The 14857-nt window shown below is 39.3% G+C and carries 19 protein-coding genes; 4 read left to right on the top strand and 15 right to left on the bottom strand.

The window, feature by feature from the left end; translation table 11 throughout:
* Positions 1-100 precede the first annotated feature (100 nt).
* Entirely contained in the window at positions 101-913 is an 813-nt protein-coding gene (locus tag HWX64_RS09680) for an STAS domain-containing protein (RefSeq protein WP_175989709.1), read from the top strand.
* 47 nt (positions 914-960) lie between these two features.
* Here the strand turns inward: HWX64_RS09680 and HWX64_RS09675 are convergent, their stop codons facing one another.
* The 4 genes from HWX64_RS09675 to HWX64_RS09660 form a co-directional block, all read right to left on the bottom strand.
* Positions 961-1623: a hypothetical protein gene (locus tag HWX64_RS09675; protein WP_175989248.1), complete on the bottom strand. Its 663-nt coding sequence runs from the start codon at positions 1621-1623 to the stop codon at positions 961-963.
* A 110-nt stretch (positions 1624-1733) separates the two neighbouring features.
* Positions 1734-2618: a TIGR01777 family oxidoreductase gene (locus HWX64_RS09670; RefSeq protein WP_175989247.1), complete on the bottom strand. Its 885-nt coding sequence runs from the start codon at positions 2616-2618 to the stop codon at positions 1734-1736.
* A gap of 151 nt (positions 2619-2769) precedes the next feature.
* Positions 2770-3336, bottom strand: a complete 567-nt coding sequence (locus HWX64_RS09665) for a GNAT family N-acetyltransferase (protein WP_175989246.1) — start codon at positions 3334-3336, stop codon at positions 2770-2772.
* Positions 3337-3434: 98 nt separating this feature from the next.
* A complete protein-coding gene (locus HWX64_RS09660) occupies positions 3435-3704 on the bottom strand; it encodes a helix-turn-helix domain-containing protein (RefSeq protein ID WP_175989245.1) in 270 nt (89 codons plus the stop codon).
* 330 nt (positions 3705-4034) lie between these two features.
* Between HWX64_RS09660 and HWX64_RS09655 the strand changes: the two genes are divergently transcribed.
* Positions 4035-4850 carry an STAS domain-containing protein gene (locus tag HWX64_RS09655; protein WP_175989244.1) on the top strand — a complete coding sequence of 272 codons (816 nt, stop codon included), beginning with the start codon at positions 4035-4037 and terminating at the stop codon, positions 4848-4850.
* A 242-nt stretch (positions 4851-5092) separates the two neighbouring features.
* The gene (locus tag HWX64_RS09650; RefSeq protein WP_175989243.1) at positions 5093-5617 is read left to right on the top strand and encodes a GNAT family N-acetyltransferase; all 525 of its coding nucleotides are present in this window, start codon (positions 5093-5095) and stop codon (positions 5615-5617) included.
* Positions 5618-5681: 64 nt separating this feature from the next.
* Here HWX64_RS09650 and HWX64_RS09645 read toward each other — a convergent pair whose 3' ends face one another.
* The 11 genes from HWX64_RS09645 to HWX64_RS09595 form a co-directional block, all read right to left on the bottom strand.
* Positions 5682-5996, bottom strand: a complete 315-nt coding sequence (locus HWX64_RS09645; RefSeq protein WP_175989242.1) for a DUF3892 domain-containing protein — start codon at positions 5994-5996, stop codon at positions 5682-5684.
* 117 nt (positions 5997-6113) lie between these two features.
* Positions 6114-6875, bottom strand: a complete 762-nt coding sequence (locus HWX64_RS09640; protein ID WP_175989241.1) for a GNAT family N-acetyltransferase — start codon at positions 6873-6875, stop codon at positions 6114-6116.
* A 116-nt stretch (positions 6876-6991) separates the two neighbouring features.
* The gene (locus HWX64_RS09635; protein ID WP_175989240.1) at positions 6992-7831 is read right to left on the bottom strand and encodes an STAS domain-containing protein; all 840 of its coding nucleotides are present in this window, start codon (positions 7829-7831) and stop codon (positions 6992-6994) included.
* A 410-nt stretch (positions 7832-8241) separates the two neighbouring features.
* A complete protein-coding gene (locus tag HWX64_RS09630) occupies positions 8242-8868 on the bottom strand; it encodes a nitroreductase (RefSeq protein ID WP_175989239.1) in 627 nt (208 codons plus the stop codon).
* A 62-nt stretch (positions 8869-8930) separates the two neighbouring features.
* Positions 8931-9803 (bottom strand): pirin family protein, encoded by an 873-nt coding sequence (locus HWX64_RS09625; RefSeq protein WP_175989238.1) that lies wholly within the window; start codon positions 9801-9803, stop codon positions 8931-8933.
* A gap of 367 nt (positions 9804-10170) precedes the next feature.
* Positions 10171-11001 (bottom strand): DUF4037 domain-containing protein, encoded by an 831-nt coding sequence (locus HWX64_RS09620; protein WP_254871083.1) that lies wholly within the window; start codon positions 10999-11001, stop codon positions 10171-10173.
* Between the two features lie 269 nt (positions 11002-11270).
* The gene (locus HWX64_RS09615; RefSeq protein ID WP_175989237.1) at positions 11271-12071 is read right to left on the bottom strand and encodes a protein phosphatase 2C domain-containing protein; all 801 of its coding nucleotides are present in this window, start codon (positions 12069-12071) and stop codon (positions 11271-11273) included.
* Between the two features lie 62 nt (positions 12072-12133).
* Positions 12134-12631 (bottom strand): GNAT family N-acetyltransferase, encoded by a 498-nt coding sequence (locus HWX64_RS09610; protein WP_175989236.1) that lies wholly within the window; start codon positions 12629-12631, stop codon positions 12134-12136.
* 116 nt (positions 12632-12747) lie between these two features.
* Entirely contained in the window at positions 12748-13230 is a 483-nt protein-coding gene (locus tag HWX64_RS09605) for an NUDIX hydrolase (protein ID WP_175989235.1), read from the bottom strand.
* Positions 13231-13249: 19 nt separating this feature from the next.
* Positions 13250-13660, bottom strand: a complete 411-nt coding sequence (locus HWX64_RS09600) for a VOC family protein (protein ID WP_175989234.1) — start codon at positions 13658-13660, stop codon at positions 13250-13252.
* Between the two features lie 15 nt (positions 13661-13675).
* Positions 13676-14236 (bottom strand): histidine phosphatase family protein, encoded by a 561-nt coding sequence (locus HWX64_RS09595; protein ID WP_175989233.1) that lies wholly within the window; start codon positions 14234-14236, stop codon positions 13676-13678.
* A gap of 117 nt (positions 14237-14353) precedes the next feature.
* Between HWX64_RS09595 and HWX64_RS09590 the strand changes: the two genes are divergently transcribed.
* Positions 14354-14842: a DinB family protein gene (locus HWX64_RS09590; RefSeq protein ID WP_175989232.1), complete on the top strand. Its 489-nt coding sequence runs from the start codon at positions 14354-14356 to the stop codon at positions 14840-14842.
* Positions 14843-14857: the final 15 nt, after the last annotated feature.

Here is a 14857-nt window from a genome sequence, read left to right as displayed (position 1 = left end):
CAGCACGTTTTTATTTTCAAAGTGCCGATAAAAGACGAACTCTTCTTTTTGTGTTACCATATTTTTAAAAAGCCGGCGGGAGGAATGCTTTTTGTTAAATATGGAAAATACAAAAACGAAGGACATCGCTGATGCCATTCTCAGCTTGAAAGAGAAAATGGTAGAACAACGGGTTGTAGATAATCAAGATAACTACTCAAACACAATCAGTAAAGATATAAAAATATGGCGGCACAACCTTATAGAGATATATGCTCAATCTATCACGGACAATCTTGAAACCTCATATGAAAATTTAAGAGTATGGGGTGAGCAAGCAGTGAATTTACTAATAGACTTAGAGCTGCCCCTGGATATAGCAATTGAAGAAATAAGGAATTACAGAGATAAAATTGGTGAAATTATCAGGGACGAAGCTGAAAAGCAGAAGCTTTCGTATACAGAGTTCTATAATGTGCTTTCTCAATTCAACTCTGTTGTCGATCGTGCCGTTCACTGGCTTAGCATTTCATACAGTAAAAAATATTATTCAAGGATCCATGCAGCTGAATCAGTCGCATTGGAACTGTCTGTACCTGTCATCAAAGTCACGGATACCATTGGGATTCTTCCGCTGGTCGGTGATATTGATACAAAGCGTGCCCAGGAATTAATGGATAAAGCTTTGATAAAAGGATCTCAGCTGGGGCTGGATCATATCATTTTAGACTTATCAGGGGTTCCAATCATCGATACGATGGTGGCTGACCGCATCTTTAAAGTGATCGATGCCCTTGGTCTTTCAGGCATCAGTGCCACCTTAACCGGAATCAGGCCAGAGATTGCTCAAACAATGATTAACCTGGGGATAGATATTTCCAATATCCCTATCTATTCAAGTCTTCATATTGCAATGAAAGCTCTGCAGGATTAGTTGGAACATTGAAAGGGAGTCCCGGTTTTCCGGGGCTCCCTTTTTACTTAATCATAGTATTTTACAACCTCAAATATACAAGCCAATAATAATAGTGGGAGTTCCCCTTCTTTTGAGTCGATGAATACCTTGCGGGGCGGGAGTTTTCTCTGATATGTTATGACGGCAATGTCTAAGTCATTCTTTCGGAACCTTATTTCACTATCTTTAAGGTTAATATAAACATGGACCATTTCCCTTAGATAAGGAAATGACAGAATTATGTTTGACCTTTTCTCCGACTTACTTTCAATAGTAACCATTTCAACCTTTCCATTTGAAGTTATCTCCATCTCCCAGCTGCTATGGAGGAATTTTTTGTGATCGTTCCTATTATGTAATTTGATTTGAAAACTTTCATCCCGGTTTTCACCCGATAATTGTATATTTCTGCGAGGCAGGAAAAACGTCAGCAACTGATGGATGATGCTATGAAAGGTCCGTTTCACATAACCTACATAGTTGGTTTTGACATCGATGATTTCCGCAGGTTTGGAGGATGCCCTAAACCGATTTTCATAGTAGATCGCTTTCGTTGCCAGCTTTCCGTCACCGCCGGTCTGCAAGCCTTTCTCACTTCTTGTCACCCAGTACCCTATTCCAACAAATAAAATAAATACAATCAATACCATGATGTAGAACCATGGGGGAACAATTCCCGATGTAAACATCCGGCGTACCCTCCTTCTCTTACAATTCATTTACCCACTATAGTTATATACTAAAATACACTCCCGGCGTACTCTATCCTCCACCTTCCTGTTATTTAGAGAAAAACGCTTTATAGAATGTCTTCCAGGGTTTCTCGAATTGTTGGGTATTTAAAATTGAAACCTTCATTTATTAATCTCTCAGGAATCACCCATCTGCTTTTCAAGATCAGTTCGGTTTCTGTCCGGATAAATATTGCACCCATTTCAAGCATCCATTTTGGAGCAGGGAGACCAATTTTTTTATTCATTTTTTCTCTAAGCGAACCCATTAATTCACGGTTGGTTATCGGCTCCGGGGAAGAGCAATTGAATATGCCTGACAGTTGTTCACGTTCTTGAATGAAGAGAATGATTCTATATAAATCTTCTAAATGGATCCAGCTGAACATTTGTGTTCCAGGGCCTTGCACTCCGCCAAGACCTGCCTGCACCAGGTTTTTGTAAGGAATCATAACCCCGCCATCCCTTCCCAGCACGATTGCGATCCGAAGGGCTGCCTGTCTTATATGTGGAAATTGGAATGAGAAAAACGAACGCTCCCATTCTCTCGCTACTTCCACAGAGAAACCTGTACCTATTTGCCCGTCTTCTTCGGTCATCGGTCTGTCTTCAGAGTGTCTATAAATTGTAGCAGTACTTGCATTTATCCATAACTTTGGAGGGTTTATACATTTTTGAAGAGCCTTACCCAATAGGATCGTTGTGTCTGTCCTGGATTTAAGGATTTCTTTCTTGTTTTTATTGTTGTATCTACAGTTTACTGATTTGCCAGCAAGATTAATTAGAAGGTCAGAATGTTCAAGTGCCTGAGTGATTTCTTTTTTGTCGTCCCATGTAATATGAGGTCCGTTCCGAGAAATAAGAATAACTTCAAAACCTGATTCGATGAATTGTTTTTCTAAATACTGACCGACGAAACCGGTTCCCCCTGCTATGACGATTTTCTTTCCCATTCATATCACTCCTTCATTGCAGTTGTATGTGAAAAGATTCACATTAATCATACCACATCTATCCAGTTTTTACTGCACTTATTTAAAGGCCCGTCCCTCGGTCCATTAACGCTTTACTTTAGTGAGGGACGGGCCTTTAAAAATGGACTTTTTATTTGGACTGGGACTTTGAATTCTTAATTATTTCATGGACGTTCAGATACCAAATCATATGATGATATTCTTTTCCCCAATAGTCCTTAAGTAAATAATCAGGTTCTCCAAACTTCCTTTTCCAGATTTTTTGGGAACGGCGATACCCGCTATCGAGACAAAATTCATTTATATCATTACTTTGAAGAATATGGTAGATTTCCTGCAGCAGTATATTTCCTATCCCTTTTCGCTGGTAGTCAGGGTGAATGAATACGGTACCTACCTCATGTAAATGTTGAAAGTTATTGTCCGTACATTTGATGATGAGGGGGCTTGCAGGTCCATATTCGATGGTTCCGATGATTTTACCTGCTTCTAAAGCTATCAAGAAAAATCGCTCTTTACCACTGCTTTGAAAATCATCTTCTAAATAATATTGCTTCGTTTTGATTTCTTCCTCCAGATCGTTATCCTGATCAATAATCCCTTCTTTCCAGAAAGTATCGGTAATCACGGTCCTGAATAAACGATGTATTTCATCTTTATCAGCTGTTTCGGGTCTTCTTAGTAGCAAGTCTAACATTGAACCACCTCAATATTACGTTAATGACTGCCTGTTTCCAGCCGAATCTCCAAAAAGGAACCCAGATAGAGCAGGGATTAAATATATCCCTAGGATTGTCATTTGTTTTCCAGTGCTTTTGTCAACACCGGCACGTCCACCCCTAAGGCTTCAAAAATCTTATAACACGTAATTTCTGAAACACTACCCCTTCCACTTTCCAGTCTCTTGATAGTTTGTGTGCAAACACCTGCTTTGGATGCCAACTTCTCTTGAGTGATCCTGGATTTCATTCTAAGTAATGTGATGATTCTGCCAGGGTGGATCCCCGTTTCTTCCATTAATAGACTTTTCCTAAAGGTTTCACAAAGCTGTTTAATTTCGTTCATAGAAGCCCCCCAACCATTGGTAAAACTTGATTTACTAAATATAAAGAAAATTCCTCCCACTTTCAATACATTTCTGAACAATTGAAACTTTATAACCTCATTTACCTTACGTGAATATAAAGAAGCTTCGTTTATTCGGATGAAACGATTTGCGATACGGCCTCATCTTCTGGATAACAATAATAAAATTTCGAAAAATCATAGTTAACATTTCAATTTATCTAAAGTTAGTTCCTATTCCTCATTAAAATCGACATTACCTGAAAATTCAGTCTACAAAGCTTTTTCCTAACTTGGTATAATAATGTAATAAGGAGGTATGAATCCACCATGTCATCACAATCCAAACTTGCTTATTACTTATTACATAACTATTCAACAATTGCAGCAAATCTTGTCGAACATGCAATTAAAAAAATGAACATCGCCCTTCCTCAAAAGGAAAAGGAACATGCTGTCTGTGTGTATGAAACGTTTTTTCAATTTCTCGGCGATTCTATGCTGCATGAGAAACAAGAGTTACCTTCACAATTGATTGAATGGAGCAAGAAAAATGCGGAAGGACAGATCGTATCCGGGCGAAATATCTCAGAGATCATCATTCGTTATCCCGTTACGAGGGAGATATTTGCAAGCCTTACCACTCAATGGGCCCAGGAATTCTCTCTCACTAATATTGAAAGCATCAAGGTCTTACAAAAAATGAATGCCTTGCTCGATGTCAGTGAAGTCGAAACGGTTTTTGCATATGAAAAATTGACCAAGCGAATGGAGGAAGACTATCGAGAAGAGCTGGACAGCCTCGCAAACCCGGTTGTTCCTTTAAAAAAGGGGATCGCAGTCCTTCCATTGGTTGGTACCATTGATTCTTACAGAATGGACCATCTGATGGATAAAGTGATACCTGAAATTTCGCAGCTTAATCTCAGTTACCTAATCGTGGATTTTTCAGGCGTTCAAACCTTTGACGAAACCACCGCCAGCTACTTTCAACAAATAGGCAGTGTTCTGCGTTTACTGGGCATCCGTACTATTCTCACCGGAATATCCCCTAGACTTGCACAGACGGCAGTAAACATTGGGGCTTTACTTGATGACGTCACTTCCTTTACTAACGTCAAACAAGCATTAGAGAATATAAGATAGTTTCATCGATCAACTCACTAATCTATAACTATGTAAAATAGACTGTCTCCCCCATTACATACGACTTTGAAACAGCCTTTACCCTATAGAGGGATAGTAGATGGATAACTCAAGTCACTACCTGATCATACTAGGTCTTAGTTAACGCGAGAATGAGGCTTTTTAATGCTTCCACTTAGTGAAAATCTAGTTTAAAATTAATTTATATAAATCGTTTCATTTATAAGTTAGGAGGGAGATACGTGAACTTTACCTTTGAAATCCTGCCTGAAGAAGAAATAGATTGCCTCCGTGAAAGCTGTAATGAATTGATGGAATTCCAACAGTCAGTTGCCTCGATCCGTCCTGAACTATTTGATGATATGAGTTTTGAAACACGTTTAGTTCCATCCATTGAAAAAGCCATACATAATTATACGGTAGTGGTTAAAGATGCAGATCAAATCATCGGTTACGTATATTCCAATATTTCACCGAAGGAAACATACTCTAATGATTTTGCTGCATTTTTTGATTTATCATCTGTGAGTAAACCAAATGTAGGGTGCCTCTCTCAGTTCTACATCAAAGAAGGTTATAGAAAGTACGGAATCGGTTCAAAACTCTTCATGATGTCGATGGATTGGCTGAAGCAATATAATGATATTGAAGATATTTTCATCTTTGTTTCAAACGGAAACAGCAATGCCCTCGAATTTTACAAGCGAAAAGGGTTTTCAGTCAGCCATGATATCCTTGAGGGCTTTATTACTGTTTTAAGAAATTAATTTTCCTGGTAATTTTAAAAAAAGGAGCCTGAAACGATTGAAGTTTCATGCTCCTTTTCACTTCCTAAAAATGTGGCAGATTATTTAGGTTGTTCTCTTCAATTCCATCTGGTTCACTGCGGATGATGTCTCTTCCATAACGGTGAAAGACATCGACATGGGCGAGCTTCCCGGCCTTCGCTTCATCGAGTGCAGTCAGGTAATCAAGTTCACGTCCGCTTTCTGTTTTAAATGCGATAATATCATCATCGCCGTTTTTACGTATGGCGACGATTTTCTCCGCACCTGTATCAACGGAAGAGGAAAATTCCTGTTGAAGATGATGGGCTCCTTCCTGCTTGTACTGTGCATAGATCTGCTCAAAATCTTTACTTTCCAATGAATACACCTCCCGAACATATGTTTAGTATGTACGGGGGGTGTTACTTTTATTTATTTGGTTGTGAAATTGAAATTAGAAGGTCTCAGCACAAAAATAGAAAATGTCTAAAAAACCCTAGTTCTCTTCAAACACTTTTAGAACCTGATATTGGAAGCCTAAGTAACGATAATGTTGTTTCTGATACATTTCCCTTGGTGTATCTTCTCCGTCTGCAACCAGAATAATGATTTTGTCATGGAACCGGTCCATCACATATTGTTGCACACAGCTGCCGATTCCTTTTCTGCGCCATCTTTCCAAAACGAAGAATCCATCAATTTCAGCTGTACCTGCATTAATAATTACATCGGCTGCACCTGCGGGCTCCCCATTGTAATAAGCAAGAAGCTGAATAATAGCCGGGTCTTTGAATTGTCTTTGGTGAAGCTCGACTTTTTGATCAGCGAACTCTTTTCCATATTCAAGGTCTTGAACATATTGGAGTGAAATGAATTTGTCAAAATCATCTTCCTTGACTTCCTTTACTTCAACCCCTTTCATTAAACCTTTCTTTGGAAATTCGCAAGGTTTAATAGAATAAAGCTCCATAAATCCAATGTCAAAACCCTCATGTTTCAAGTAGCCCATAAGATTCCCGGAAATTTCCATTATTGCCGGAAAGGAAAATTTCACGTGATTTTGTCCTCTCTCATGATGGAATGACTTTAGGTACTTTGCAGCTGATTTAAATTCTTCCGTGGAAGGCATCCTTTTAAATTCTAAGAAATTGCTGTCATATCTCTTGAGCATTTTCGGATAGTGCACGTGACTGTATAGGTCATTTTCAACTATCACTTCTCCAACAGTGTATATATCATCAAATGTTATTTCTTTCATCGTGATTTCCCCTTGTATTAACCTCGTTGTATAAGAATAGATAACGTCAATAAACTATCTATTGTTGATTTACATTATGATATTATTTATATTTACTCCAGTGATTTTCTATCAGCTTACTCCCCCGGCTCCAGCACCAAATACTCCTTCAACGTCTGCTGAAGAGTGCCTTTTGTTAATGCGTTCTGTTCAAAGCTGACCCCTGAATGAATCATTTTCCTGACCAAATCTACTCGTAAACCGGTTAGGACCGCTTCACATCCCATCATATTAATGCCTCCCAGCAACCTTTGCAGGTGGACAATGACGTCAATCTCCATATCTGCTACACCGGACATATCGATGATCAAGGTTTGAATCTTCAAGGAAGCGATGTTCATTAATATTTTCTCTTCAATGGCCTGGATTCGATACGAATCAATCTTTCCGATTAGCGGAAGTACGGCAATGGAGGAACTGATTGGAATGATCGGCACAGACAAATGCTCAACCAGCTTTCTTTGGGATGACAACTGCTCGTCTTTATAGTCTGAATAGCTGATGAAAAAACTATTCAGAAAATGATCCACGTGATCGTTAATTCTTTTTTCCAATTCAAAAAATCTTTCACGGTTTAGTTCAGCTTCCCGAATCTGTTCATACTTATAAAGAAAATGCCATAACGTACGCCTTATTGCCTGAACCCACTCCAATTTGAATGAAAGTGTAAGAGAATGTTCTGCCCAAGCCACACCTTCCACCTTAGCAAACTCTACTAGTTCTTCTTCTTTACTTTCAGCAACATATAACGCGAGTCTCTCAGCGTTCTTGAGAAGATCGATATTACCTTTCTCCAAAATATCATTAATCTTACTGCCCACATTGATTGCTTCAGAAAGTAATTTTTCCTGAAAATTTTTCCGGTTTTCCACTATAAATTGTGATATATCTTCTTTGTTTTCAAAAGTGGTATTCATAGAAAAACTCCCCTTTAAATGATTGATATATTTTTCATATTCGCTTAAAGCGAGAGAAAATCCTTCCTCTCTATTAAATCTATTTTCTGCTGCCTATAGGTATGAAAAGATACGATTGGTAATTTTAAGATCAAAAAAAAACAACCATTTCTATTGGCTGTTTACAAATAATTATCAATTAACTATCTGTTGATAGCATTACTCCCCAGTTTCAGTAAAGCGCTTGAACCTTTCTCTTTTTTTGCACGTACTCTATGGACGAATGCCCATTCCTTTTCTCTGTACCTTCTGCTTCTGCCGAGTCATCAAAACACCAGTTTTCCTACTTATTGTGTGGAGGTGTCAATGCACATCTTGCCACTCTTTTCATAATGATTATGTTCAGAGCAAATACGATGTCGGAACCAATTCTAACTATTAGACTCCTTTAACTCTTCCTTCTTCTTAAATTGATCAAAATCAATCTCATCACCAAGCCATTTCACACAACCGCTGACTTCTTTTCGTTTCCCTGCTGGCGATTCTCTCTTAGGATAACCGAAGTATAGGAATCCAAGCATTTTCCCTCTATCCGACAAGCCGAAAAGTTCATTCATCGAGACGTGATAGCACGGTTTCCCTGTTCTCCAGATCCCCGCTAACCCAAGTGCATGTGCTGCCAGCAGCATGTTTTGAGTGGCTGCATATGCGGCTCCGTATTCTTCTATTTCAATGACTTTCGGGTTGTCGCTTGGTTCGACGGCGACTGCGATGATCAGCGGGGCCCTGAGTGGCTTCGCAGCAGTTTTTTCAAGCTTCTTCTTACTTTCTTCTCCTTCGGGATCATCCATATTTTCCAGTGCAGCTTTTACTAGTGCTTCCCCTAGCGGTTTCCTCCCTTCGCCTGTCAGTACAAAAAAGCGCCATGGCTCTGTACGATGATGACTGGGAGCCCAATTCCCTGCTTCCAGAATTTTTTCAATGACGTCTTTAGGAACCGGATCATCCTTCACGAGTCCCATGCTTCTTCGTGATTGTATAGCTTCGAATATATCCATTGTTTCACCTCAATTTATGTTCTTTCTAACTTATATGATTTTATTATAAAAAGTATCTTTATTTATTTTGCTTCAGGTCCGAATTTACCATTTTGAAAATCTTTAAATGCTTCCCGTATTTCTTCCATTGAGTTCATGACGAATGGTCCATATGGGACGATTTCTTCATTGATTGGAGCACCTGAATAGATTAGAAGCTTTGAACGGCGGTGTTTTGATTTTATAAGAATTTCACTTTTCCTCTCTCCGCTTCCATCCTCGTCAAACGTGAGTGTCGCGACGCCATGCTTTTTAAGGTTCACACGGTTTTCACCGATTTCAACTTCTCCAGCAACAATATAAACAAAAGAATTGTGATTTTCAGGAAGCAGATGAGAGTAAATGGCTCCATCTACGAGGGAAATTTCACTCAATGTGATCGGAACGAGTGATTCCAGAGGTCCTTTTAAGGAGCCGACTTCTCCTGCGAACACTTTCACTGAACCCCCTCCAATTTTCATTCGGGGAGCTTTTTCGGAGTAAACATTTTGATAAAACGGCTCTGACTTCTTCAGATGCTTCGGCAGATTCAACCACAATTGCAGGGTATGGGCGATATCATCATCCACACCTTCCTCAGCATGACGGGCCGCCCATCCTGCATTCATATATTGAATATCTCCTGGTTCCAGTACCTCCCTGCTTCCTCCGTTGTCAATGTGTTCAAGTCTTCCATCGATGACATATGTGATTGTTTGGAAACCTCTATGCGGATGATCCGAAAAGGTTCCCCGTTTGAACCAATCCTCTGACATTAAGATGAATGGATCGAATTCCGCCCACCTTTCCACTGGGAGGACCCATCCTTTTTGTATAGATGGAAACTGGGTTTCTTCATATTTTACATACCAGGAATCTTTTACACTTCGTTTCAAGTGTTGGCGATATGTACCCATATTGACAGCTCCTTTTTTATAGTTGGTGAATCAATCAAGTTAGTTTCATTACAGCATAGTAACTTCCAAGCTGACAATTATCCTGTTTGAGGAATTTGCATAAAAAATGTGGAATCAGAAGCAATATCGCTTTTGTACCTTTTTTGAGCTCAGAAACCATTCAGTGGCAGATTACCGACCAATTAAATGCTAAAAAGTCCTTCTTAGCAATAGGAGTTTTATGATTCTCGATACACGCCTTCTTTGTGTTATGGAACGCAATTGAGTTGGCAATTGTTGCTGTTGTTAACAAACTGCATGTGATGATGGCTGCTGCAATAAGTTTTCTTTTCATGACGGGCTCCTTTTTCTATATCAAAGTCCTCTCTCACTTCATATATGATAATTTTCTTCTCAGCTCACTGCTGATCAATTCAGGAAACCGCTCCTCTACAAGAAAAACCGTTTCTTCAATTAATTGAGTTAGTTCTTTAACATTGTTCTCTGGCTTCCCTGATAAGATATCAGTTATTCTTTCATCTAGTTTATTTGGCTTCACATTCATAAGCGCAATGCTATGATGCATCCATTTAAAAGAAGGATGATGAACAAACATATTGTTTAGGCCGAATAATATACCAAACAGTTTTCTCTGCACCTCACATATGACACTGTACAGCATGAGCCAGTCCTTCCTATTTAATAAAGCCTGACGGTTGTCCCACCTGCTCCCAAATTGAAGGTTTTCCAGGATCATTGCCTTTGATAGTTCCACCGGATATTTATGAAGGCTATTTTTCAATTCTTTAATTTTTACTTCACCGTACAGTGACTCTCCATAATGAATCGAGGAAGCGATGCATTGCTTATCGTAACTCGTTTCAAAACTCCTTACCACATCGTCAATAAACCGTTCTACAGTGGTGGTTAGGAAGCTGCTGATTTCAAGCTTAACACCATCATTCGTCAGATAGGCTTCTGACCATTCTTCCTCTTCGTAAGAATGAAAAGAAAGAATCGATCCACTCACTTTCTTTATAGGTTCAAGTCGGTCTTCATCGGTTGGCGGCTCGCCCCAAAAGATATGCAATTCAATATCCGAATGTTCATCTTGCCAGTTCCTGGATACGGATCCAGCAAGAAGAATGGATTCCACCTTAGGATTATTTTTGTAGAGCTGTGCCATTTCGAGTGATTTTTGTTTTAAATTGTCCATCATGAATATTCCTCACTAGTCTAATCGATTTTATATTTTGGATGATACCGGAAATCAGGAAGGGTGACAAATTGGTTCCTTTAGAACGTGAAGAGTATGTGTCTTTACCAGCTCTTACAGGATATCAGATAAACATATACAGGCCTTCTCCAAAATATTTATATTCAGATTATGTATGCGATACCTTAGCCTCTGACACAATTTACTGCTTTAGGTGGAAGTTGTTTCAATAGGACTAATGGAAGTTGTGTAATCATGATAATAGAAACTAGCTATTTTATATCACTGGGCACCGTTGCCTCCCGTTTATTCATGACCTTCCAGGTAATGATTGTAGTGCTGTCCTTAACCCCATTGCATTTAATCTGGTTGATAAGTTTATGTACTCCTTCTTCAACTGATCCTTCACCAAACTCATCCATGATGACACGAGGATTGACATAATGGGTATTAGGGCATTCTGTCAGTCCGTCCGTAGTCAAAAATATATGATTCTCCCCTGTTCTCAATTCTTTTATTCCAGAACTGTAACTAGGTACGGGCTTATTGAAATTACTGTTATTTCCAACCCATTCATAAAAACTTCTGTGATTCTGCTGAAATTCTCCCAAAGAAGACAATTCTGGGTGAAATATATGAAGAATGCAGTCACCAATAGAAAACCACCATAGAAAATTTTCTTTTCTAAGGACAAATAAGCAGGCAGTTTCCCCTTGGACTTTTTTTGCTTTCTTTCTAAAACTGTCACTCTTGAACGTTCCAACTATAAAATCTTGTAAAGAATGAAATGATTCATGGATTTGCTTTTTAAAGGTTTCGTGGATGAATTCTTTATTATTTCCGATCACTTCGAGCACCAGCTCGACACTTTCTGCTGTGTCATGACCATCCATGATGACGGCAAACTCCCATTCACCTGGTGAGTACCATACAAGACAACCATCTTCGTTTTTATACTGTCCCTCTGATGAATTCCCCCCAAATAGACCGATCACCATTTCATTCTTAAGAGATTTTACATGAATTTCGTCAACATAGCTCTTCTGATTCCCTATCCATCTGAATTCGTTCATAAATCATGCTCCTTTTACGTTGCCTTCCAGGTTGAATCGGCGAGGACCTGTCCTTTATCTGATTAAAGTAATTTGGACATATAGTATTCGTTATATAATTCACCATTGATGGATAGCGAATTTCGCTTTGTACCTTCTATTTCAAATCCGCTCTTTTGATAAAGTACTATTCCAGGAATATTTCTTGTGACGGCAGTGAGTTCCAACCGTGAGATTCCACACCTTCTTGCCCATTCTTCCACCTTTTTAAATAGCGCAGTGCCTGCTCCCTGACCTCTGTAATCCTTCAAGATTCCAATGACAAGATAAGCTGAATGCCTCGTACGTTTTACTGTCCCGCCAATCGCCATCAGGTATCCTATTAATCTGCCATCATCCTCTGCAGTCAAGATCACAGCGTTTTTCTGCTTCTGAATTCGTTCAATCATCTTTCTTTGCTGCTCAATGGAAGTCTGGCGTTCTCCGGGTGCCATGAGCATGAATTCTGAATGTGATTCAACCTCCTTGATTAACATTAACAATTTATCAGCATCTTCAGTATGTATTTCTTTAATAATCATGTGCCCACTCCATTTTCAGTCACTAAATTCAGTCTGAATTATTACAATTTTCTTTCCTGCTGTGTTTCATAAAATATAAGTCTGATAGTAAACTACTCAGGTACTTCGATCTGACCCTACACGGATCTTTTTACTTTCAACTCAAATTCAGGCTTAGTCACATACTCCATATAATGTATATTTCCTTTAAAGTCCAAATAAGCTTGATAACGGGTGCGGAGTGCAGGAGATTCAATAAATTCCAGCACCTTATCTTTTTCCACCCACCGACTATCGGTGGTTTCTTCAGAGACACCAAGTTCTCCACCTCTCTCATAACAAAGAAAGTCAAACATCACCTTGGTAGGAACTTCAGTTTCACCATCATGCCATATATACGTTCCGGTGTTTGAATATACACCAATCATTTGGGATACTTCTACATCGATTCCGCTCTCTTCTTTTATCTCTCTCATTAATGCATCCATCAAATTCTCTCCTGCTTCTACTTGTCCACCTGGAGTCTCCCACCCTCTATGAACGGTTCTTACCAGAAGAATATTTCCCTTTTTGTCTTCAACAATCCCGCCAACTGCCACGATATGTGTAGGCATTTGCATTTGGTATCCCCCTAATCATCTACTTTAGGAATTCTTTAAAAACCGGACTTAATTCACTCCAGACATCAAATTTATTTCCATCGGGATCGGTAAACACGAAGTTCCTACCCGCATGTCCTCTGTTCTCTATTTCACCGACCTGGATTCCTTTCTCAACAAAACGGTCGTGAAGAGAGTTTAATGCTTCCAACCCATCCACTTCGAACGTCATTGAAAATCGTTCTTCACCCTTATAGTCATAAAAGTTCGCCGTTTGGCCCTCTTTTGCCTTCACAAGAAACAAACTATGAGTGGCTATATCAAGGATGGCTTTCTCATCGTCTTGATAGTTCACACCAGCCTCAAGGTTTATTGTATACCAGTCTGCAGCACGGTCCACATCACTTACCGGGATATAGGTAGTTCCTACTCTAATTAATTTATCATTCATTTTATTTCCTCCTTTTTACTGTGAAATGATTTCATCCTCTGTACGTTTTCTGGTAAACTTATATTTTTTGTAATCACCGTTGTTCGAGGAAAATCTCAATATATTTCGATCTTCAGGGACACCTTCAAAATAAGCCCCTATGCTGCCAGTCGTACATCTGTGCCCCGATAAGAGGATATTCACATCTTCAGCGCCGCTCTTCTGCTCCAGGTCACCCATAAAGCTGAATACTCTCTTCATGAAGACTTGAATGTCTTCCATTCGCTTATACACGTTTCTGTCGGGGAGGATGCCGTCCAATTGAATCTCATGCTTCTTCAATCCGTCTGCCTCCCCTAAATCGAAAACATCCAGCCTTGGCTCTATGATTGGTTGCATGCCCGTTATTATTTCAGCGGTCTGCATGGCCCTTTTCTGGGGAGAAGAAAACACATAGTCGAAAGTGATTTCTTTGAATAGATCTCTTAAGCGCTCCGCTTGCTTCTGTCCATCTTCATTTAAAGGCAGTCCATTTCTTCCCTGCAGCCTTCCTTCTTTATTGAAATCGGTTTCTCCATGTCTGACAACATATATCATACTTGGTGTCCTCCTTATTCATTCTTTGAGATATTGATTTATTGTAAGATTAGTATAGTATATAAAATATGGAAAATAAAGGTTTTACTACCAAAGGTAAAGAAAGGGGGCAGCTCAATGATCAATCTTTTTTTATATAATTGGAAAGTCAGGGATGAGTGGTTTGAATGGTGCAAGACAGTACCAGATCAAGAAATAATGAAAGAACGGGTCGGTGGCATGGGCAGTATCTTGCATAATTTGCTGCATGTGATCAATTGCGAACGGATCTGGATTAGTCAGATGGAGGGATCGCCTGTATCAACAAAGGAATTTAATGAGTCGACAACTCTTGAAGAGGTAATGATCTTTTCAGAGGAAACGAAAGCGATTACCAGGTGTTTTTTAAACTCCATTGAGCCTTTTCAGAAGGATAAAATATTGACGATTACCTCCAAAAGAGGCAGCACGTATGAACTCCCTTTTCAAAAGGTCCTCTTCCATATCATCACCCACGAAGTACATCACGTTGGACAATTATCAGTATGGGCGAGGGAAATTGATCAGAAACCTGTATCTTCTGATTTGATTTTCAGGGAGTGGCAGGAACAAGGAAGAGAGCGTTGAATCTTCATCATTCAA

The sequence above is a fragment of the Bacillus sp. Marseille-Q1617 genome (assembly GCF_903645295.1).
Taxonomy (GTDB): domain Bacteria; phylum Bacillota; class Bacilli; order Bacillales; family Bacillaceae_B; genus Rossellomorea.
Note: the sequence above shows the minus strand (reverse complement) of the source record. Positions and strands in the feature narration are given on the sequence as shown.

Bases quoted from the DNA above. Each gene is read 5' to 3' on its own strand.
- HWX64_RS09675 (WP_175989248.1), bottom strand. From the start codon at position 1,623: ATGTTTACATCGGGAATTGTTCCCCCATGGTTCTACATCATGGTATTG.
- HWX64_RS09605 (WP_175989235.1), bottom strand. From the start codon at position 13,230: ATGCAAATGCCTACACATATCGTGGCAGTTGGCGGGATTGTTGAAGAC.
- HWX64_RS09680 (WP_175989709.1), top strand. From the start codon at position 101: ATGGAAAATACAAAAACGAAGGACATCGCTGATGCCATTCTCAGCTTG.
- HWX64_RS09590 (WP_175989232.1), top strand. From the start codon at position 14,354: ATGATCAATCTTTTTTTATATAATTGGAAAGTCAGGGATGAGTGGTTT.
- HWX64_RS09620 (WP_254871083.1), bottom strand. From the start codon at position 11,001: ATGATGGACAATTTAAAACAAAAATCACTCGAAATGGCACAGCTCTAC.
- HWX64_RS09670 (WP_175989247.1), bottom strand. From the start codon at position 2,618: ATGGGAAAGAAAATCGTCATAGCAGGGGGAACCGGTTTCGTCGGTCAG.
- HWX64_RS09625 (WP_175989238.1), bottom strand. From the start codon at position 9,803: ATGGGTACATATCGCCAACACTTGAAACGAAGTGTAAAAGATTCCTGG.
- HWX64_RS09635 (WP_175989240.1), bottom strand. From the start codon at position 7,831: ATGAATACCACTTTTGAAAACAAAGAAGATATATCACAATTTATAGTG.
- HWX64_RS09610 (WP_175989236.1), bottom strand. From the start codon at position 12,631: ATGATTATTAAAGAAATACATACTGAAGATGCTGATAAATTGTTAATG.
- HWX64_RS09640 (WP_175989241.1), bottom strand. From the start codon at position 6,875: ATGAAAGAAATAACATTTGATGATATATACACTGTTGGAGAAGTGATA.
- HWX64_RS09595 (WP_175989233.1), bottom strand. From the start codon at position 14,236: ATGATATATGTTGTCAGACATGGAGAAACCGATTTCAATAAAGAAGGA.
- HWX64_RS09600 (WP_175989234.1), bottom strand. From the start codon at position 13,660: ATGAATGATAAATTAATTAGAGTAGGAACTACCTATATCCCGGTAAGT.
- HWX64_RS09630 (WP_175989239.1), bottom strand. From the start codon at position 8,868: ATGGATATATTCGAAGCTATACAATCACGAAGAAGCATGGGACTCGTG.
- HWX64_RS09615 (WP_175989237.1), bottom strand. From the start codon at position 12,071: ATGAACGAATTCAGATGGATAGGGAATCAGAAGAGCTATGTTGACGAA.
- HWX64_RS09665 (WP_175989246.1), bottom strand. From the start codon at position 3,336: ATGTTAGACTTGCTACTAAGAAGACCCGAAACAGCTGATAAAGATGAA.
- HWX64_RS09655 (WP_175989244.1), top strand. From the start codon at position 4,035: ATGTCATCACAATCCAAACTTGCTTATTACTTATTACATAACTATTCA.
- HWX64_RS09660 (WP_175989245.1), bottom strand. From the start codon at position 3,704: ATGAACGAAATTAAACAGCTTTGTGAAACCTTTAGGAAAAGTCTATTA.